This window comes from Shewanella gelidii (genome assembly GCF_014647855.1).
Lineage (GTDB): Bacteria > Pseudomonadota > Gammaproteobacteria > Enterobacterales > Shewanellaceae > Shewanella > Shewanella gelidii.
Genome location: NZ_BMPZ01000012.1, coordinates 28,045 through 48,132, shown reverse-complemented (window position 1 = coordinate 48,132; position 20,088 = coordinate 28,045). Strand labels below are relative to the sequence as shown.

Genomic DNA, 20,088 nt, shown 5'->3' with positions numbered 1-20,088 from the left:
TCAAATTATCTATGCTGATTTAGGGAAGCTTTCGGGCTTCCCTTCGTCTTTCTTGACCTTCATAATACCCGAGTTTTAATTCGTATTTGTTTAAAAAAGGTGTTTCTGTGCTACTTGAGCGATTAGAGTCTTATTTAAAAGAGATCCATTTATCGGCGACTGCTGAACAAAAGAAGCAGTTAGTCGATTTTGTTGGCATGTTACATAAATGGAATAAGGCTTATAACTTAACTTCGGTCCGAGCACCTGAGCAAATGTTAATCCGGCATATTGTCGATAGTTTAGTTGTGAGTCCCTATTTAAAAGGTCAGCGGTTTATCGATGTTGGCACCGGGCCAGGATTGCCAGGGATCCCGCTTGCGATTATGAATCCAGATAAAGAGTTCGTACTACTTGATAGTTTAGGTAAGCGAATTCGTTTTCAGAAACAAGTCCAATTTGAGCTCGGCATCCGTAACATAAAGTCTGTAGAGAGCCGTGTAGAGGCCTATCAACCTGAGCTGGGGTTTGATGGAGTTTTAAGCAGGGCGTTTGCTTCGATCGAAGATATGTTATCTTGGTGTCAGCATCTTCCTACTGAGCAAGGTGAGTTCTATGCCTTGAAAGGGCAATTGAGCCAAGAAGAGATGGACGCTGTTTCAGCAGACTTTGAAATAACAGAGGTTATTTCTCTCAATGTGCCAGACATGGACGAACAGCGCCATTTAGTTAAAATAGTCAAAAAGGCAAAGTAATAAGTGATGGCATTCGTGCCGTACTTTGGAAATGAAGCAAAACTATCTACTTTACAGGTGATCTCGTGGCTAGAATTATTGCTGTTGCCAACCAAAAGGGTGGCGTAGGAAAAACAACAACTTGCGTAAACCTGGCGGCATCTCTAGCGGCAACTAAACGTCGAGTTTTATTAATCGATCTTGATCCTCAAGGTAATGCGACCATGGGGAGTGGTGTTGACAAGTACGAAGTCGAAAATACTGCGTATGAGCTTTTGGTCGATGAAAAACCATTTCATGAAGTGGTGATTACCGATACTAGTGGTAAGTATGACCTCATTGCAGCGAATGGAGATGTCACCGCTGCAGAAATTAAGCTGATGCAATTTTTTGCTCGAGAAGTTCGACTACGTACAGCACTTGAAGTCGTAAAAGATGAATATGATTTCATTTTTATTGACTGCCCCCCTTCCCTCAATATGTTAACGGTCAATGCAATGTCAGCTGCTGACTCTGTACTGGTGCCGATGCAATGTGAGTATTATGCCTTAGAAGGGTTAACAGCATTGATGGATACGATCAGTAAGCTGGGTGCCATGGTAAATAAAGAACTTGCGATCGAAGGTATCTTAAGAACGATGTACGATCCACGTAATCGTTTAGCGAATGATGTATCTGATCAGTTAAAACAACATTTTGGTGAAAAAGTATATCGCACCGTGATCCCTCGAAATGTGCGATTGGCCGAAGCTCCTAGTTTTGGCGCTCCTGCAATGTATTACGATAAAACCAGTGCTGGAGCGAAAGCTTATTTGGCATTGGCTGGTGAAATCATTCGCCGCTCAGAACAGTTACCGCTTGCCAAGCAAGCATAGAGTCGATATTTAGTCGACGGTAAGCAAACAAGTTAAATACGCCGCGTGATAGCTTTGATTCTATCCCGCGGCGATTGCGCTTTTAAGGATATAACGATGACACCCAAAAAACGCGGCCTAGGTAAAGGGCTTGATGCATTATTAAGTACTAGCCATGCAGCTAGTCAAAAACAGCAAACACCAGATGTAGAAGCTAAAAGTGATGATGATTTGCTATTTTTGGATTTAGATTTGTTGCAACCTGGGAAATATCAGCCCCGTAAAGACATGTCACCAGATGCATTGGAAGAACTTGCTGAATCGATACGCGTGCAGGGAGTTATTCAGCCGGTCGTGGTTCGAAAAGTCTCTGACAAAATGTATGAAATTATTGCCGGTGAACGTCGATGGCGTGCTTCCCAACTTGCTGGCATTGATAAAGTACCGTGCTTGGTCAAGCAAGTTCCAGATGAATCAGCAGTGGCGATAGCGCTTATTGAGAATATTCAGCGCGAAGATTTAAATGCAATGGAAGAAGCCATTGCATTAAATAGTCTAATTGACGAATTCGAATTAACCCATCAGCAGGCTGCAGAAGCTGTAGGAAAATCACGAACAAGTGTATCGAATCTTTTACGTTTAAACAGCCTCAATGAGCCTGTGAAGCGTTTGCTTGAGTATGGCGATATTGAAATGGGACACGCCAGAGCCTTGCTTGCACTCTCCGGTGAAGAGCAGACTGCGACTGCTAGATTAGTAGCTGCTAAAGAACTAACCGTTCGAGAAACTGAACGATTAGTGAATAAGACCCTAAATCCGCCTAAAATTGCTGAAAAAACTAGCAAAGATAGCGATGTTTGCCGTTTAGAGAACCAATTAATTGAGAAGTTGGGCACAAAAGTGTCAATTACTCACAACAAGAAAGGAAAAGGTAAACTTGTGATCAACTACCGAGATTTAGCTGAATTAGATGGGATTTTAGGAAAAATCAGCTGATCAATAAATAACAAAAACATGATCCACTTTACCCCTTAAGTGATATATGTGATAACGGCTAACATTAATTTTGGCCCATTTTTAGGCTGTATCACGTAAAAATTTGTTTTTTTTCCCTCTCGTACAAAGTTGCATTGAAAACAAGAGTGGGTATACTTTCGCTAGCTTTTTATCCCTGATGAACAAGGATTTTTGATTCCGGTCATCGTTATAAAAAGCAAGGATATGGAGAAGGTATATTGAGCAAAGTTTTAGCACGTCGGGGCCGATGGTCTGCTTATAAATTAGTTCTCATGCAGGCAGCGGTTGCGGTGGCAGCTTCACTATTCTTCTTCATCGTGTGGGGAGAGCAATATGGATTGTCTGCTCTTGCAGGCGGATTCATAGCTGTTCTTCCTAATTTTGTATTCGCAACCCTCGCTTTCTCTCACACGGGAGCAAGTTCCACAGCAAAAGTTGTAAAAACCTTTTACTGGGGGGAAGCGATAAAGTTGCTGTTAACCATTGCGTTATTCTCACTCGTGTTTATCAATCTAAAAATCGTCTTTATGCCGCTTTTTGTTTGCTACACATTAGCGTTAATTGTGCACTGGACAGCTCCTTTATACTTCAAGCAAAGTTAAGTGGGATGAATCATGGCTGCAACAGGTGAAGCGTTAACACCGCAGGGCTATATCCAGCATCACCTTACCAACTTACATGTTGGTGAAGGATTCTGGTCATGGCACGTTGATTCATTGCTCTTTTCGGTTGGTCTTGGCGTATTGTTCTTATGGATTTTCCGTAGCGTCGCTAAAAAAGCTACTACTGGTGTTCCTGGCAAACTTCAATGTTTTGTCGAGATGATCGTAGAGTTTGTTGATGGCAGCGTGAAAGAAACCTTCCATGGACGCAATCCTGTTATTGCTCCTCTAGCTCTAACTATTTTCGTATGGGTTTTCATGATGAACTTCATGGATATGGTTCCAGTTGACTGGCTGCCTGAGGCAGCGAAGTTACTTGGTGTCGGCTATTTGAAAGTAGTTCCAACTACAGACCTTAACATTACCTTCAGCTTAGCTATTGGTGTGTTTGTGCTAATCATTTATTACAGCATTAAGGTCAAAGGCATTTCAGGTTTTGTTAAAGAACTTACGTTAAATCCGTTTAACCATTGGGCAATGATACCCGTCAACTTCCTACTAGAATCAGTTACTTTAATCGCTAAGCCTATTTCATTGGCATTACGACTATTTGGTAACTTATACGCAGGTGAGTTGATCTTCATCCTTATTGCGCTGATGTACGGTGCCAATATGGCGTTATCTGCTCTAGGTGTAACTTTACAGCTAGGCTGGTTAATCTTCCATATTTTGGTTATTACCCTACAGGCGTTTATCTTCATGATGCTAACCATTGTTTATCTAAGCATGGCGCATGAAGATCATTAAGGATTGCCGAAGAAAATATTTTTTAAACTAAATCACTTATAACAAAGATTTAGACTATTGGAGATAGAGATGGAAACTGTATTAGGCATGACAGCTATTGCTGTTGCTCTGTTGATTGGTATGGGTGCGCTAGGTACTGCTATCGGTTTCGGCCTACTAGGCGGTAAGTTCTTGGAAGGCGCTGCGCGTCAACCAGAAATGGCTCCTATGCTGCAAGTTAAAATGTTCATTGTTGCTGGTCTTCTTGATGCGGTAACTATGATCGGTGTTGGTATTGCACTATTCATGCTATTTACTAACCCATTGGGTGCGATGCTGTAATAAACGCTTCTGTCTTTAATCTAAATAGGAGGCTGTTGTGAATATCAACGCTACCCTAATCGGTCAGACGGTTGCATTTATTCTCTTCGTGTGGTTCTGCATGAAGTTTGTTTGGCCACCTTTGATGCAAGCCATCGAAGAACGCCAAAAGAAAATTGCTGACGGTCTTGCTGATGCTGATCGTGCCGTAAAAGACCTAGAGTTGGCACAGGCGCGAGCCAAAGACCAACTGAAAGACGCTAAGGCTGCAGCTAACGAAATCATTGAGCAAGCAAATAAACGTAAAGCTCAGATTGTCGATGAAGCTAAAGTCGAAGCAGATGCTGAGCGCGCGAAAATTCTCGCTCAGGGTCAAGCAGAAATTGAAGCTGAACGTAATCGCGTGAAAGAAGATCTTCGTAAGCAAGTAGCTGTTCTTGCAGTTGCTGGCGCAGAAAAAATTCTTGAGCGTTCGATTGATGAAGCCGCCCACAGTGACATAGTTAATAAACTTGTTGCTGAACTTTGATAAGGAGTGTGAGTTATGGCTGAACTAACCACCATCGCTCGTCCTTACGCAAAGGCAGCTTTTGATTTTGCTATTGAAAATGATGCAGTTGATACATGGGCTGAAATGCTGAACTTTGTTGCTGAAGTTAGTGACAATGAAGCAATGCAGCCGCTGCTTGCTGGCGGAATGGCTAGCAATAAGCTTGCAGAACTCTTTATTGGAGTTTGTGGTGAGCAAGTCAATGAGCAATGTCAAAACCTGTTAAAGGTAATGGCTGAAAACGGTCGTCTAGAAGTGCTACCTGCTGTTTACCAACAATTTGTTGAGTTACGCCTAGAGTGGGCAAAAGAAGTTGAAGCCTCTGTGGTTTCTGCGACTGAGCTTACTGCTGAGCAACAACAGGAAATTAGTGTTTCTTTAGAGAAACGTCTCGCACGCAAAATTAAGCTGAATTGTAGTGTAGATGCTAGCTTGGTAGCTGGTGTAATTATCAGAGCAGGAGACCTAGTCATTGATGGCTCGGTACGTGGAAAAATTTCACGCCTGTCTGACACGCTGCAGTCGTAATTGGGAGTTTGAGCATGCAACTGAATTCCACTGAAATCAGCGATCTGATTAAACAGCGGATCGAGCAGTTCGAAGTCGTTAGCGAATCTCGTAACGAAGGTACTATCGTTGCGGTAAGTGACGGCATCATTCGCATTCACGGCCTTGCCGATGTAATGCAAGGTGAGATGATCGAACTGCCTGGCAACCGTTATGCAATCGCGTTGAACTTAGAACGTGATTCTGTCGGTGCCGTAGTTATGGGTCCTTATGCCTCTTTGGCTGAGGGCGACAAAGTAAAAACAACTGGTCGTATTTTGGAAGTCCCTGTTGGTAACGGTCTATTAGGACGCGTTGTTAACACATTGGGTGAGCCAATCGACGGAAAAGGACCTATCGACAATGATGGTTTCTCTCCTGTTGAAGTTATTGCACCAGGTGTAATTGAGCGTAAGTCTGTATCTCAACCAGTTCAAACTGGTTATAAAGCAGTTGATTCCATGATCCCAATCGGTCGTGGTCAACGTGAGTTGATTATTGGTGACCGTCAAACTGGTAAAACAGCAATGGCGATCGATGCAATTATCAACCAAAGAGATTCAGGCATTAAGTGTGTATACGTAGCAGTAGGTCAAAAAGCATCTACAATCGCTAACGTTGTACGTAAGCTTGAAGAATACGGCGCATTGGCTAACACCATCGTTGTTGTTGCAACTGCTTCTGAAGCTGCTGCACTACAATACCTTGCACCATATTCTGGTTGTTCAATGGGTGAATACTTCCGCGACCGCGGTGAAGATTCTTTAATCATCTATGATGATCTGTCTAAGCAAGCAGTTGCTTATCGTCAGATTTCATTGTTGCTTAAGCGTCCTCCAGGACGTGAAGCATACCCAGGTGATGTATTCTACCTCCACTCTCGTTTGCTAGAGCGTGCTTCACGCGTAAACGAAGAGTATGTTGAGAAGTTCACTGACGGTAAAGTAAAAGGCCAAACAGGTTCTTTGACTGCTCTGCCTATTATTGAAACTCAAGCGGGTGACGTATCTGCATTCGTACCGACTAACGTAATTTCGATTACCGATGGTCAGATCTTCCTTGAAACAGACCTATTTAACTCGGGCTTACGTCCTGCTGTTAACCCTGGTATTTCGGTTTCTCGTGTTGGTGGTGCGGCTCAGACTAAGATCATCAAGAAACTGTCTGGCGGTATCCGTACTGCACTAGCACAGTATCGAGAGCTTGCAGCGTTCTCACAGTTTGCATCTGACTTAGATGATGCAACTCGTGCTCAACTTGAGCATGGTGAGCGTGTTACCGAATTGATGAAGCAAAAGCAATATGCACCTATGAGTGTAGCTGAACAGTCTGTGTCTATTTACGCAGCTGAAAAAGGTTACCTAAAAAGTGTTGAGCTTGCGAAAGTCGGTGATTTCGAAGCATCTTTGCTCTCTTTCATGAACAGCGAGCATGCTGAGCTAATGAAAACCATCAACGATTCAGGCGACTATAACGCCGATATCGAAGGTGAGTTGAAGGCCAGCCTCGACAAGTTCGTCGAAACCCAAACCTGGTAGTAAATAGAGGTGTCGATAGGGCGCCTCAGGTCCAGATTGGAGAGTAAAGATGGCCAACGCAAAAGAGATTAAAACCAAGATCGCGAGTGTTCAGAACACTCAGAAGATCACGTCCGCGATGGAAATGGTTGCAGCAAGTAAAATGCGCAAAGCGCAGGAACGCATGTCTGCTAGCCGTCCATATGCGGAAAATATGCGTAAGGTGATCGGTCACGTGGCGCAAGGTTCTCTTGAATACAAGCATCCATACTTGGAAGTAAGAGAAGCGAAGCGGGTTGGATACATTGTTGTATCTACCGACCGTGGTCTTTGTGGTGGTCTGAACGTTAACCTTTTCAAAAAGGTTGTTGCAGACGTGAAGGAGCAACGTGAAGCTGGTGCAGAAGTTGAATTCTGTCCTATCGGCGCACGAAGCGTACAATTCTTCAATAGCTTTGGCGGGCAAGTATCTGCACAAGCATCAGGTCTAGGCGACGCTCCGGCGTTAACTGATTTGATCGGTACAGTACGTGTCATGCTTCAAGCATACAACGAAGGCAAATTGGATCGTCTGTATGTCGTATTCAACAAGTTTGTGAATACGATGAGTCAGACCCCTGTGATCGAACAGCTGCTACCTTTGCCTAAGTCAGAAGAAGATGAGATTTCTCATCACTGGGACTATATCTACGAGCCGGATCCAAAAGAACTTTTGGATACCTTATTGGTTCGCTATGTAGAGTCTCAAGTTTATCAAGGTGTTGTTGAAAACGTTGCTTCAGAGCAGGCTGCTCGAATGGTAGCGATGAAGGCGGCAACAGATAACGCTGGTGAACTTATCGATGACTTGCAGTTGGTCTATAACAAGGCTCGTCAGGCTGCGATTACGCAGGAATTGTCGGAAATTGTTTCAGGCGCTGCCGCAGTTTAGGCAAGGTAACGAATACAAGTTTTAGAGGATTAATCATGAGCACAGGTACTGTTGTCCAAGTAATTGGCGCGGTTGTGGACGTTGAGTTTCCACATGATGCCGTACCTCAAGTATATGACGCTCTAACGATCGAAAGTGAAGATTTGGTGCTGGAAGTTCAGCAACAGCTTGGTGGTGGTGTAGTTCGTACCATCGCCATGGGTTCTTCAGACGGTCTGCGTCGTGGTGTTGAGGTAGTTAACTCAGGTTCACCAATTTCTGTTCCGGTTGGGGCTGCAACCCTAGGCCGAATCATGAACGTATTGGGTGAGCCTGTGGATGAAGCAGGTGATATTGGTGAAGATGAGCGTTATGAAATTCACCGTGAAGCCCCTTCATATGAAGATCAGTCAAACACTACTGAACTATTAGAAACAGGTATTAAGGTTATCGACCTTGTATGTCCGTTTGCTAAGGGTGGTAAAGTAGGTCTGTTTGGTGGTGCGGGTGTTGGTAAGACCGTTAACATGATGGAACTTATTAACAACATCGCAAAAGCACACTCTGGTTTGTCAGTATTCGCCGGTGTAGGTGAGCGTACTCGTGAGGGTAACGACTTCTACTACGAGATGGAAGAATCTGGCGTACTCGATAAAGTGGCCATGGTATATGGTCAGATGAACGAGCCTCCAGGAAACCGTCTACGTGTGGCACTGACTGGTCTAACTATGGCCGAGAAGTTCCGTGACGAAGGTAAAGACGTACTTTTCTTCGTTGATAACATCTATCGTTATACCCTAGCGGGTACCGAAGTATCTGCACTGCTTGGTCGTATGCCATCAGCGGTAGGTTACCAGCCAACACTGGCTGAGGAGATGGGTGTACTTCAGGAGCGTATTACTTCGACGAAGACAGGGTCTATTACCTCTGTTCAAGCCGTATACGTACCTGCGGATGACTTAACGGATCCATCACCAGCAACAACCTTCGCTCACTTAGATGCGACTGTTGTACTATCACGTAACATTGCTTCTTTGGGTATTTACCCAGCGGTTGACCCATTGGATTCGACTTCACGTCAGCTAGATCCATTGGTTGTTGGTCAAGAGCATTATGATGTTGCTAACGGTGTACAGACTCAGCTACAACGTTATAAAGAGTTGAAAGATATCATTGCGATTCTTGGTATGGACGAATTATCTGATGAAGATAAGACAGCCGTAGCACGTGCTCGTAAGATTGAGCGTTTCTTATCTCAACCTTTCTTCGTAGCAGAAGTATTCACCGGTTCTCCAGGTAAGTACGTTTCTCTTAAAGAAACCATCCGTGGTTTTAAAGGGATTCTAGATGGTGAGTATGATCACCTTCCAGAGCAAGCGTTCTACATGGTTGGTTCGATTGACGAAGTTGTCGAGAAAGCCAATAAAAAATAACTAGGCATTCGTGTTTAGCTTTTTAGGAGAACGAGATGGCAGGTATGACAGTACATCTTGATATTGTAAGTGCAGAGAGCAGCATCTTCTCTGGTCTTGTAGAACATCTACAAGTAACAGGTGCAGATGGTGAATTAGGTGTTATGCCTGGTCACGCTCCGTTACTTACAAGTATCAAACCTGGCATGGTACGCGTTGTCAAACAACACGGTCATGAAGAAGTGTTTTACCTTTCGGGTGGTTTACTCGAAGTTCAACCTTCTTCGGTGTCCGTATTGGCTGATGTAGCATTGCGTGCTGAAGATATTGATGAGCAAGCTGCTGTTGAAGCGAAGCGTCGTGCAGAGTCAGAAATGGCGAACGCAGGTGCAGACTTTAACTACGCTGCTGCTGCAATTGAATTAGCTCAGGCTGTTGCTCAATTGCGCGTTGTCGAAACCATCAAGAAAAACGTGTCCAGATAACGGTTATTGTTGGAAAAAAGGCGACCTCAGGTCGCCTTTTTTGTTTTTAACTCATTTTACAATTTGTAGATAAAGTTCGATTTATAAACTCACTCCTGAAATCAAAACAAATTTTATGTTTTGAAGTCTTGTCAATTGTCCAAATAGCCCTCATCAGTCGCGTTATAGGGTAACTAGCTGTATCGCATCTACTTGGCTTTTCGTATAAAATAGTGGCTACTATATAGACTCGATCATTACCACTCAGTACGTTTACAAGGATAATTCATGGCCCTTAATGTTGTTATTCTGGCTGCAGGCAAAGGAACACGCATGCGCTCGGATCTTCCAAAAGTTCTTCACCCGATTGCCCATAAACCGATGGTTCAGCATGTTATTGACACTGCGCACTTGGTTGGGAGCGATGCTATTCAACTTGTCTACGGCTATGGTGCTGAACAATTGAAAACCCGTTTAGGTGAACAAGCGCTAAATTGGGTATTACAAGCGGAGCAGCTAGGGACTGGGCATGCAGTGGCGCAGGCAAATAACAATATTCAAGATGATGATACTGTACTTATTTTGTATGGTGACGTACCACTGATTCAAGCATCGACCTTAAATGCGCTATTGGAAGCGAAGCCTAAAAATGGGCTAGCGATTCTTACGGTGAACCTTACAAACCCAACTGGGTATGGCCGGATTGTTAGAGACAATGGCAAGGTTGTTGGTATTGTTGAGCAAAAAGATGCAACACCTGAGCAGCGCGCCATTCAAGAAGTGAATACAGGTATCATGGCTGTTCCTGGTAAGCAGCTAAAGCACTGGCTTAGTCAATTGTCTTCTGATAATGCACAGGGTGAATATTACCTTACCGACATTATTGCAATGGCTTATGCTGACGGTGTTGAGATTGAAACTGCGCAGCCAGAATCAGCGATTGAAGTTGAAGGCGCAAATAATCGCGTACAATTAGCGCAACTAGAACGTGCATATCAAGCTCGAGAAGCTGAAAAATTGATGCTCGCGGGCGCCAATTTACGAGATCCGAGCCGTCTTGATATTCGTGGTGAAGTTCATGTCGGTATGGATGTGATGATAGATGTGAATGTTATCTTTCAAGGCCATGTAAAAATAGGAAACCAAGTCACAATTGGTGCTGGTGCAATATTAATCGATTGCGAAATCGCGGATTACGCTGAAATCAAACCTTATTCCATCATTGAAAATGCCATCGTAGGACAACAAGCGAGTGCAGGCCCGTTTGCTCGTTTACGTCCAGGTGCAGAACTCAAGCAAGATGCCCATGTGGGTAACTTTGTTGAAATGAAAAAGTCTGTCTTAGGAGAGGGTTCCAAAGCGGGTCATTTAACCTATTTGGGTGATGCTATCATCGGTGATAAGGTCAATATTGGTGCCGGAACGATTACTTGTAACTACGATGGCGCAAATAAATCGGTTACCGAAATAGCGGATGGCGCTTTTATCGGTTCAAATTCATCTCTGGTTGCGCCAGTCGCTATCGGTAAAGATGCTACTGTCGGTGCTGGTTCCGTGATATCAAATAACGTCGCTGATGGACAATTAGCGGTTGCTCGAGGAAAGGCTCGAACTTTTGATAATTGGCCTCGACCAGTGAAAAAAACGAAATAATCGCTTTGAAGAGTAGAACAACAAAAAAAGCGACTTAAAGGTCGCTTTTTTGTTGGTTGGAACTTTAAATAATTTGTACAAAAACTAGCAAAAAAGTTTCGATTGATTATAATATTTCTTTCGAAACGAAACTTAAATGGATTTTATGAACAAACGTAACACCCAAGAGCGGCGTCACAATATTATGAGCCTGGTAAATAAGCAGGGTGAAGTGAGTGTTGAAGACTTAGCGTTACGTTTCGAAACCTCCGAAGTTACGATTAGAAAAGATTTAGCAACACTGGAAAAAGCCGGGTTGCTACTCCGACGTTATGGTGGCGCAGTTGCAGTACCCAATGAGGTATCACAACAGTTTTCTGCCAAAATGGCACCGAATAAGTTGTCAATTGCCCAAGCAGCATCGCGACTGATTAAAGATCATAATCGCATTATTATCGATAGCGGCAGTACTACCGCAGGTTTAATACAGCACTTAAATCATAAACGTGGTTTGTTAGTCATGACCAACTCGCTTTCTCTTGCGAATGCGATTCATGAATTGGAGCAAGAACCCACATTATTGATGACCGGCGGCACTTGGGACCCTCACTCAGAGTCTTTTCAAGGTCAAATTGCCGAACAGGTATTGCGATCATATAACTTTGATCAATTGTTTATTGGTGCTGATGGCATCGATATTGAGCGCGGAACTACGACTTTTAATGAGTTAACGGGCTTAAGTAAAGTGATGGCCGATGTGTCACGTGAAGTTATTGTGATGCTTGAATCGGAAAAGTTCGGCAGACGGATCCCCAATTTAGAGCTTCCTTGGGATCAAATTAGTGTTTTAGTGACTGATGACCGTTTGCCTGCGGAGATGGTAGAACAAATTTCAAATCAAAATGTGCAAGTGATTCTTGCACCTTTTATTAATTCATAAAAAAGTAGTTAGGAAAAAATATGTGCGGAATTGTCGGCGCTGTAGCGCAAAGGGATGTGGCAGAAATTCTAGTGGAAGGATTACGTCGCTTAGAGTATCGCGGTTATGATTCAGCCGGTGTTGCAGTGATTAATAACAATGAACTGAGCCGGACTCGTCGTTTAGGGAAAGTCCAAGAACTTGCAAAAGCCCTTGAGAGTAACCCACTAAATGGTGGAACAGGGATTGCGCATACCCGCTGGGCGACTCACGGTGAACCAAGTGAGCGTAATGCGCATCCGCATCAGTCTCAAGGTGATATCGCCGTTGTTCACAATGGTATTATTGAGAATCATCAAAAACTACGTGAAACGTTACAAGGTTTAGGTTACGAGTTTGTCTCTGATACCGACACTGAGGTTATTTGTCATTTAGTTCATCATGAACTAAAAACCAGTGACTCCTTATTGACCGCAGTCCAAGCAACGGTAAAACAGCTTGAAGGTGCATATGGTACCGTGGTGATTGACCGTCGCGATAGCGAACGTATGATTGTTGCGCGTAGCGGCAGCCCGCTAGTGATTGGTTATGGTCTAGGTGAGAATTTTGTGGCTTCTGACCAGCTTGCATTGCTACCAGTGACTCGTTCATTTGCTTTTCTAGAAGAAGGTGATGTTGCTGAAATAACCCGTCGTGAAGTTAAAATATTCGATGTTGAAGGTACACAAGTCGAGCGCGAAGTTAAAGAGTCTGAAGTGACCCATGACGCTGGCGACAAAGGTGAATATCGCCACTATATGCTCAAAGAAATCTACGAGCAGCCAATGGCGCTAGCACGTACGATAGAAGGTCGTATAGCAAATCAACAAGTTCTCGATAGTGCTTTTGGCGTTAATGCAGAGCAATTTCTTAAAGATATCAAACATGTGCAAATTATTGCGTGTGGTACCAGTTACCATGCAGCAATGACGGCTCGCTATTGGCTAGAAGACTGGGCAGGTGTTTCTTGTAACGTCGAAATTGCTTCAGAGTTTCGTTACCGTAAATCACACCTATTCCCAAATAGTCTACTTGTGACCATCTCCCAGTCCGGTGAAACAGCGGACACACTCGCTGCGCTGCGCCTAGCAAAAGAGATGGGCTACAAAGCCACAATGACGATTTGTAATGCGCCGGGTTCATCGCTCGTGCGTGAATCTGATATGTCATACCTAATGAAAGCTGGTGCTGAAATTGGTGTTGCCTCAACAAAGGCCTTTACAGTTCAGTTGGCTGGTCTATTAATGCTAACAGCCGTGATTGGGCGCCATAATGGTATGTCTGAGCAAATGCAGGCAGACATTTGTACCAGTCTTGCTTCTATGCCAGCGAAAGTTGAACAAGCACTGAGTTTAGATGACGAAATTGCTGCTTTAGCGGAAGACTTTGCCGATAAACACCATTCACTCTTCCTTGGTCGTGGTGATCAATACCCTATTGCGATGGAAGGGGCACTTAAGCTGAAAGAAATTTCATATATTCATGCAGAAGCTTACGCTTCGGGCGAGCTTAAACATGGTCCATTGGCATTGATCGATGCGGATATGCCAGTCATCGTGGTCGCACCAAACAACGAGCTACTTGAAAAGCTTAAGTCGAATGTTGAAGAAGTTCGCGCCCGTGGTGGTTTGATGTATGTTTTTGCGGATAAAGATGCAGAGTTTGCTTCGGATGACACCATGAAGGTCATTCCTGTTCCGCATTGCGATGACTTCATGGCACCGTTAATTTATACCATTCCGTTACAATTATTGTCGTACCATGTGGCTTTGATTAAAGGGACAGACGTAGACCAACCTCGGAACTTGGCAAAATCTGTTACTGTAGAATAATTTTTAGATCCAATTCTATGCTTTTGTCAGAGTTAAATTAAGTTGGAAACTGACGAATAAAGTCCGAAAGTGCTAAATAAAGTCTGAAAGTGAAAGCCTTCAAATTTAAATAAAGTCGGAAAGTAAAAGCCTCCTAACCGGAGGTTTTTTTGTGCTTCATCCCCAAACACAAGGAATTGCTGATGAGTACATAATTAGCTGGAGTCGTTCTAACAGGTATCTGGACATTTCCATGTTAGATTTTAAGCTCTAATGAATGAACTTCACATTAGTATTTCTACGGAATAACTCTGTAAATGAAATACGGGACATTCCGTAACGTTATTTAATCAACTTGGATAGCCCCATACAATTTTTGATTTGGTCTAAATGGTGCGCTATAGCGCAGATTCTTTTAGTTTTCCTTTAGAAAAGAACTTATATAGGCTTGGAACAATAAACAACGTGAGTAACGTTGCAGTGATTAACCCTCCAACAATTACACTAGCTAATGGTCTTTGAATTTCAGCACCTACTCCATTTGATATCAACATAGGAATCAAGCCTAAAGCAGATGTGATAGCCGTCATTAGGACAGGCCTTAACCTTGATGTCGCTCCATCAAATATTGCTTCAGCGGTTTCCTGACCATCTTTGATTCGTTGGTTAATACTTTCCACCATAACAACACCATTAAGTACAGCCACGCCAAACAAGGTAATAAAACCAACCGAGCTTGGAACTGATAGATATTGACCTGAAAGGTATAGTGAAAATACGCCGCCGATAACGGCTAATGGAACATTTAGTAAGATCAGCATTGCTTGCCCTACAGAACCAAACGCAAAATAAAGGAGCAATGCTATCAAAGCCAACGATAACGGTACGACAATAGAAAGACGCTGTTGCGCTCGTTGCTGGCTTTCGAATTGTCCGCCAATCGATACTGAATAACCTGCTGGCAATTCAACTTCAGAGGCTATCTTTGCCTGAATATCTTCAACCACACTTCCCATGTCTCGGCCTTGGACATTGGCTTGAATGACCACTCGGCGCTGCACATCATCACGTCTAACCTGTGGAGGGCCTGACTCAAAAGACACAGAAGCTACATCGCCAATACGCACCCAAGCCCCTGTAGGTGACTGAAGCCTGATATCAGCTATTGTTTCACTATTTGCTCGAAATTCCTCATCTAGGCGCACGTATATATCATAGCGTTCGTTACCATTGATAATTTGTCCAGCCTCAACGCCACCGATCCCGTCTTGAACCACTTCCATGACATCACCAACAGATAAACCATATCGAGAAAGCTCAAGCCTATTAGGAGCAATAACCAGCTGTGCTTCACCAGCAATTTGCTCAAGTGCAACGTCCTTAGCACCATCAATCGACTTAATCGCAGCTTCTATTTCTCGCCCTTTGTTTGCCAGCACCTGCAAGTCAGCGCCAAATAATTTAATGGCAAGTTGTGCTTTTACACCTGATAGCAACTCATCTACACGAGTGGCAATAGGTTGCGAGAAATTGAGTAATAGCCCCGGAAACTCTTCCAATGAGCGTTCCATTTTATCTTGCAACTCATAACGATTAGAGGCACTTGTCCATTCTGAAACAGGTTTGAGGCCAATGTAGATTTCAATGTTATTCACAGGCTCTGGGTCACCGCCAATCTCTGCTCGACCAATGCGGCTTAATGCGTAAGTGACTTCTGGGAAAGCCATTAATTTTTCTTCCAATATAGGGGCAACAGAAAGTGCAGTTTCTAAACTAGACGAAGGGGCTAATGTAACTCTTAGGTTAATCGTTCCTTCTTCTAGTTCGGGCACGAACTCTGTCCCTATTTGTGGAAGAACTGCCGCTGCTGAAGCGACGAGTGCTAATGACACAAAAACAACAAACTTGGTTTGCTTTAACGCGATTTTTAAAGACTTCCGATACAAAATATCGATAGGTTTTAAAATCAAACTTTCCCTTTCTTTCACTCCTTGTTTAAACATCAAAGTGGCAAGTGCTGGGACTATAAATAAAGCAACAACTATAGCTGACACTACTGCCAGCATAATGCTGATAGCCATTGGCTGAAATAGCTTTGCTTCAACACCTTCGAAACTAAACAGTGGGGTAAAAACAACGAGAATGATTGAACCCGCAAAAAAAATCGGACGAGCAACCTCTTTGCCTGCCAGTTTTAACCTTTGCTTCGTTTCACTATTTGCTTCATCGCTGTCGCTTTCTCGTTGCCTATTTAGATATTTAAACATATTTTCAACCATAACAACTGAACCATCGACTAACATGCCAATAGCCACAGCGATACCGCCAAGCGACATCAAGTTGGCTGAAATACCCAACCAAGCCATTACCATTAATGCAATACCAATAGAAATTGGTATAGAAATTAGCACTAGAAATGTAGCTCTTAAATTCATCAAAAAGAGCGCCAGTACAATGGTAATAAAGATAAAAGCCAAAGTAAGGGCTTCAACGACGGTCGCCACCGCTTTTTCAATTAAGTCAGCTTGGTCATAAAAAGGCTCAAATCTTACACCTTCAGGTAATGCCTGATTGATAAGCTTAGTTCTAGCATTAATACCATCTATCGTCGCTTTGGTGTTCGAACCCATGCGCTTTAATACGATACCAGAGACCACTTCACCTAAGTTCTCAACAGTGCCATTGTCCGTTTTACGGGTCATAGTGACCGCACCTTGTCTGATCTCGGCACCAAGTTCTACGTTTGCGACATCAGAAACAGTAACAACGACACCATTAAGTGTTTTCACAGGCACCTGCTGAATATTCTCAATACCTTTTTCACCACTTTCGAACCAACCAGTACCACGAATAACAAGCTGTTCTTGCCCTCGATTCATGTACCAGCCACCGACATTGGCGTTGTTATTTTCAAGCGCTGATACCACATCCTCTTGGGTTAGCTCGTAGGATAATAGTTTGGAGGGATCGACATTAACTTGATATTGGCGAACGTTACCACCGAATGACAACACATCTGTTACACCGTCTACAGGCATTATTAGTAGTTTAATGATCCAGTCGTTCAGGCTTCTAAGCGCCATTGAATCATACTTGCTTGCGTCATCTGATATCAGCAAATATTGAAATACTTGCCCTAAGCCGGAAGTGTTTGGACCCATCTCTGGTGTCCCAACCCCAGCAGGTATAAGCTCCTTCGCAGCCTGTAAGCGTTCAAATACTAATTGCCTAGCAAAATATATATCCGTACCTTCTTTAAAGACTACAGTGACAACCGACAAACCTGTTTTTGAAATAGAGCGCACTTGTTCTACATCCGGTAATGCGTACATCACTGCTTCAATTGGGTACGTAATAAGTTGCTCTACTTCTTCTGCGGCTAAACCCGGCGCTTCGGTATTAACAGCAACTTGTACGTTTGTAACGTCTGGAAACGCATCCAAATTCAACTTAGGTATGGTGATAACTGCATTTGCGATTAACGCAAATAGTGCGATTAGCACGAGCAATCTATTATTAATAGACCAATCAATAATTCGATTAAACATGGTTGGCCTCCTTAATGGTTGTGCGGGTCGAAGCCGCCCTTAGCTATCTCAGAGGCGACAAAAAAAGCACCATGGGTGACGACTTTCGTTCCGGGTTGAATACCGAAAACTTCTCGATATTCGCCAAATGACCGACCTCTTGTTACTTCTACTGCTTTAAACTCATTTGTATGGTCTTCAATAAATACAGTCCAATCACCGTCACTGCTTCTAATTAACGCTTCTTCTGGTACTGCAATGACTTCATCTTTTGATTCAAACTGAAAATAGACTTTCACAAACATACCTGAATGAAGCTTATGTTTAGTATTCGTAACCGAAAGCCTTACTGTTCGAGTTCGTGTAATTGGGTCAATAGTGTGAGCTTCTTGAATGACATTGGCTTGGTACTTAATACCATTCAAATCAATTATGGCAGGACTGCCTAAGGCTAAATTTAGTTCTTTATTTGGGGGAACATTTGCTTCTACCCAAAGGTCTGTCTCATCGGCAAGTAACATGATGGTTTCACCCGCGTCTATGCGCTGACCTTGCATAAAGTCATCTTGTAATACAACACCTTCCCGCTCAGCAATAAGTACATACTGCCCAAACGTAGCGCTATCTTGTTGGGCTATTTTATCAATCGCCAGCTTTGTTAAACCAAAAGCGACCAACTTGCCATAAACACCTTTATAGATATTTTCTGCTTCAACCAGGGTGTGTTCGCTTATGTTATTGCTTCCTAGCTTTTTCACTCGCTGCCAATTAGAAGAGGCAATTAAAAAGTCAGCTTGAGTTTGAGCCATTGTTTCGCTGAACAAGGTAACCAACTTTTGTCCAGACTTTACGTGATCTCCTAAGCTCGCATGGCGATTAATAACCACTGAATCTGTACGAGGCGAAACAAGATAGCTCTTATAGCCGTTTGCTTTCATTTCTCCCGGCGCATAGACAGTGCTTTGGTATTTCTTTGGAAAAACTTTTTCAACCTTAATTCTTGCTAGTTTAATTTTTTCAGCACTTAGGGAAACTCCTTCTTCATGATCATCACCCTCTACTGAAAGCATTTCAGGGCTATTGCCTTTGTCGTCAGCATGATCGTGGTCCTGAGCCGGTTCTTTGGTTGGCTTTTCATGCTCATGTGAATGTTCATCGTGTCCAGTGTTATTTTGACTTTCATTAGCCAGTGTTGTGTTTATTGAAAACACACCAAAAATGATCACTAAGGCTAGGCCTGTAATCCGAAAAGTATTATTCATAATGACTCTTAACTTTTATTAAACCAATTTGTGTTTGCGCGAAAGCGCACTTTATGGAGTGAAGTTAAGCGATAGGAGGTCGATAAAGCCTAGTTGAAATACCTAATGACAACAAAATCAACTCATTAAAGTTGTGTGAGTGATTTAAAGACTGGCTTGGTGAATATGACTTAACCAAAATCCAACTAGTATGGTTACCACTACAGTGGCCGCAATGATGGCAGTCCTCTATATCGTGTTCGTTAGCATTATCTAACTGAGGAGTATGTTCTGTTTCGTGATCATGAATGGTTTGAAGATGTTCAACGTCTAACTGATGAGTTTCCATGCTGGCAGATACAGCGACAAACGATTGTAAAGCAATCGATATTATCAGCAGTATTTTTAAAGCAATGTTAGTGTTCAAAGTGCTATTCTCTTAGTAAGACAGATACAAAATAGTAAATTTATGCACTCAAATCCAAGATTATCATTGAATCGCCACCGATTTTTTGCGCACTTTAGCATATTTTAAACAAAGTGTGTTACCGAACACCTCAAGAACGCTTTTGGGGAAGCTAACGCTAAGTTAATTAGCACTTGATACATAGAAGCACAAAGCGTGTTTTTCACGCCAAAGGCTTTATACCCTAGGAAAATCAGCTAAACAACATTTTCCTGATGGGTTTCTAGCTTTACATGCACACCCCTCATTCTTTTTTTCCTCAACCACAAACTGGCGAGCTTCAAGATTATTAGTTGCGTCACCTCTTGTTATCCCGTAACAGTAGCAAATCAAAGCTTCACTGGATTTAGACTTTACCCCCCACTGAATCGCCACTGACTTCCTAGGCGCCTTTTAGTTAGATAAACTAGCTAAAAAAGAGGTGTTCATGAGCCATAAACGTTACCCCGAAGAGCTCAGTATGAATTTTTATTCTTGCCCCACAACATTCTTTAATATTTTAAAGCCCCCAGCTAAGCTAGCCTTGGTTGGAAGTTTTTTGTTTTTTTAGTGGCTTAGTTGAATGGTTCATGTGAGTTATTCGCTAATTATTACCGATTTAGGCGAGCCAAGTAACTGCTATGAAGGTTGGGTTTACTAGAGTAGTCCAAAGTGAAATAGTGGCTATTCACATCTACGAGGGAAAGCGAACCTCATTAACCTCATTGAGTTTTGCCGCCTTCAATCGTCAAGTTTGATTTTCTTGACCATTAAAGGTGGCT

17 protein-coding genes are annotated in these 20,088 nt (G+C 43.0%); 15 read left to right on the top strand and 2 right to left on the bottom strand.

What is annotated here, in order from left to right:
- Positions 1 to 107: 107 nt before the first annotated feature.
- The 15 genes from rsmG to glmS all read left to right on the top strand — a co-directional run bounded on the left by rsmG (position 108) and on the right by glmS (position 14,114).
- Positions 108 to 734 (top strand): 16S rRNA (guanine(527)-N(7))-methyltransferase RsmG, encoded by a 627-nt coding sequence (gene rsmG, locus IEY18_RS15895; RefSeq protein WP_188922640.1) that lies wholly within the window; start codon positions 108 to 110, stop codon positions 732 to 734.
- 65 nt (positions 735 to 799) lie between these two features.
- Positions 800 to 1,588 carry a ParA family protein gene (locus IEY18_RS15890; protein WP_188922638.1) on the top strand — a complete coding sequence of 263 codons (789 nt, stop codon included), beginning with the start codon at positions 800 to 802 and terminating at the stop codon, positions 1,586 to 1,588.
- Positions 1,589 to 1,684: 96 nt separating this feature from the next.
- Positions 1,685 to 2,563, top strand: a complete 879-nt coding sequence (locus IEY18_RS15885) for a ParB/RepB/Spo0J family partition protein (RefSeq protein ID WP_188922636.1) — start codon at positions 1,685 to 1,687, stop codon at positions 2,561 to 2,563.
- Positions 2,564 to 2,802: 239 nt separating this feature from the next.
- On the top strand, positions 2,803 to 3,186 hold the full coding sequence (locus tag IEY18_RS15880; protein ID WP_188922634.1) for an ATP synthase subunit I: 384 nt from the start codon (positions 2,803 to 2,805) through the stop codon (positions 3,184 to 3,186).
- A 12-nt stretch (positions 3,187 to 3,198) separates the two neighbouring features.
- Positions 3,199 to 3,993: a F0F1 ATP synthase subunit A gene (gene atpB, locus IEY18_RS15875; RefSeq protein ID WP_188922632.1), complete on the top strand. Its 795-nt coding sequence runs from the start codon at positions 3,199 to 3,201 to the stop codon at positions 3,991 to 3,993.
- Positions 3,994 to 4,062: 69 nt separating this feature from the next.
- Positions 4,063 to 4,314: a F0F1 ATP synthase subunit C gene (atpE, locus tag IEY18_RS15870; RefSeq protein WP_011639455.1), complete on the top strand. Its 252-nt coding sequence runs from the start codon at positions 4,063 to 4,065 to the stop codon at positions 4,312 to 4,314.
- Between the two features lie 37 nt (positions 4,315 to 4,351).
- Complete coding sequence (atpF, locus tag IEY18_RS15865) at positions 4,352 to 4,822, top strand: F0F1 ATP synthase subunit B (protein ID WP_188922631.1); 471 nt, start codon at positions 4,352 to 4,354, stop codon at positions 4,820 to 4,822.
- Positions 4,823 to 4,837: 15 nt separating this feature from the next.
- The gene (atpH, locus tag IEY18_RS15860; RefSeq protein WP_188922629.1) at positions 4,838 to 5,371 is read left to right on the top strand and encodes a F0F1 ATP synthase subunit delta; all 534 of its coding nucleotides are present in this window, start codon (positions 4,838 to 4,840) and stop codon (positions 5,369 to 5,371) included.
- 14 nt (positions 5,372 to 5,385) lie between these two features.
- On the top strand, positions 5,386 to 6,927 hold the full coding sequence (gene atpA / locus IEY18_RS15855) for a F0F1 ATP synthase subunit alpha (RefSeq protein WP_188922627.1): 1,542 nt from the start codon (positions 5,386 to 5,388) through the stop codon (positions 6,925 to 6,927).
- 49 nt (positions 6,928 to 6,976) lie between these two features.
- Complete coding sequence (atpG, locus tag IEY18_RS15850; RefSeq protein ID WP_188922625.1) at positions 6,977 to 7,837, top strand: F0F1 ATP synthase subunit gamma; 861 nt, start codon at positions 6,977 to 6,979, stop codon at positions 7,835 to 7,837.
- Between the two features lie 35 nt (positions 7,838 to 7,872).
- Positions 7,873 to 9,249: a F0F1 ATP synthase subunit beta gene (gene atpD / locus IEY18_RS15845; RefSeq protein WP_188922623.1), complete on the top strand. Its 1,377-nt coding sequence runs from the start codon at positions 7,873 to 7,875 to the stop codon at positions 9,247 to 9,249.
- Between the two features lie 35 nt (positions 9,250 to 9,284).
- Positions 9,285 to 9,713: a F0F1 ATP synthase subunit epsilon gene (locus IEY18_RS15840; protein ID WP_188922621.1), complete on the top strand. Its 429-nt coding sequence runs from the start codon at positions 9,285 to 9,287 to the stop codon at positions 9,711 to 9,713.
- Positions 9,714 to 9,980: 267 nt separating this feature from the next.
- A complete protein-coding gene (gene glmU / locus IEY18_RS15835) occupies positions 9,981 to 11,345 on the top strand; it encodes a bifunctional UDP-N-acetylglucosamine diphosphorylase/glucosamine-1-phosphate N-acetyltransferase GlmU (protein ID WP_188922619.1) in 1,365 nt (454 codons plus the stop codon).
- A 145-nt stretch (positions 11,346 to 11,490) separates the two neighbouring features.
- Positions 11,491 to 12,264 carry a DeoR/GlpR family DNA-binding transcription regulator gene (locus tag IEY18_RS15830; protein ID WP_188922726.1) on the top strand — a complete coding sequence of 258 codons (774 nt, stop codon included), beginning with the start codon at positions 11,491 to 11,493 and terminating at the stop codon, positions 12,262 to 12,264.
- 20 nt (positions 12,265 to 12,284) lie between these two features.
- Positions 12,285 to 14,114, top strand: a complete 1,830-nt coding sequence (glmS, locus tag IEY18_RS15825) for a glutamine--fructose-6-phosphate transaminase (isomerizing) (RefSeq protein WP_188922617.1) — start codon at positions 12,285 to 12,287, stop codon at positions 14,112 to 14,114.
- 377 nt (positions 14,115 to 14,491) lie between these two features.
- Here the strand turns inward: glmS and IEY18_RS15820 are convergent, their stop codons facing one another.
- Both IEY18_RS15820 and IEY18_RS15815 read right to left on the bottom strand, forming a co-directional pair.
- Entirely contained in the window at positions 14,492 to 17,641 is a 3,150-nt protein-coding gene (locus IEY18_RS15820; protein WP_188922615.1) for an efflux RND transporter permease subunit, read from the bottom strand.
- Between the two features lie 11 nt (positions 17,642 to 17,652).
- Positions 17,653 to 18,846, bottom strand: coding sequence for an efflux RND transporter periplasmic adaptor subunit (locus IEY18_RS15815; RefSeq protein ID WP_229779989.1), 1,194 nt, complete (start codon positions 18,844 to 18,846; stop codon positions 17,653 to 17,655).
- Positions 18,847 to 20,088: the final 1,242 nt, after the last annotated feature.

Coding starts and splice junctions, on each gene's coding strand:
- IEY18_RS15885 (WP_188922636.1), top strand. CDS start 1,685: ATGACACCCAAAAAACGCGGCCTAGGTAAAGGGCTTGATGCATTATTA.
- atpB (WP_188922632.1), top strand. CDS start 3,199: ATGGCTGCAACAGGTGAAGCGTTAACACCGCAGGGCTATATCCAGCAT.
- atpE (WP_011639455.1), top strand. CDS start 4,063: ATGGAAACTGTATTAGGCATGACAGCTATTGCTGTTGCTCTGTTGATT.
- atpH (WP_188922629.1), top strand. CDS start 4,838: ATGGCTGAACTAACCACCATCGCTCGTCCTTACGCAAAGGCAGCTTTT.
- atpA (WP_188922627.1), top strand. CDS start 5,386: ATGCAACTGAATTCCACTGAAATCAGCGATCTGATTAAACAGCGGATC.
- atpG (WP_188922625.1), top strand. CDS start 6,977: ATGGCCAACGCAAAAGAGATTAAAACCAAGATCGCGAGTGTTCAGAAC.
- atpD (WP_188922623.1), top strand. CDS start 7,873: ATGAGCACAGGTACTGTTGTCCAAGTAATTGGCGCGGTTGTGGACGTT.
- IEY18_RS15840 (WP_188922621.1), top strand. CDS start 9,285: ATGGCAGGTATGACAGTACATCTTGATATTGTAAGTGCAGAGAGCAGC.
- glmU (WP_188922619.1), top strand. CDS start 9,981: ATGGCCCTTAATGTTGTTATTCTGGCTGCAGGCAAAGGAACACGCATG.
- IEY18_RS15830 (WP_188922726.1), top strand. CDS start 11,491: ATGAACAAACGTAACACCCAAGAGCGGCGTCACAATATTATGAGCCTG.
- glmS (WP_188922617.1), top strand. CDS start 12,285: ATGTGCGGAATTGTCGGCGCTGTAGCGCAAAGGGATGTGGCAGAAATT.
- IEY18_RS15820 (WP_188922615.1), bottom strand. CDS start 17,641: ATGTTTAATCGAATTATTGATTGGTCTATTAATAATAGATTGCTCGTG.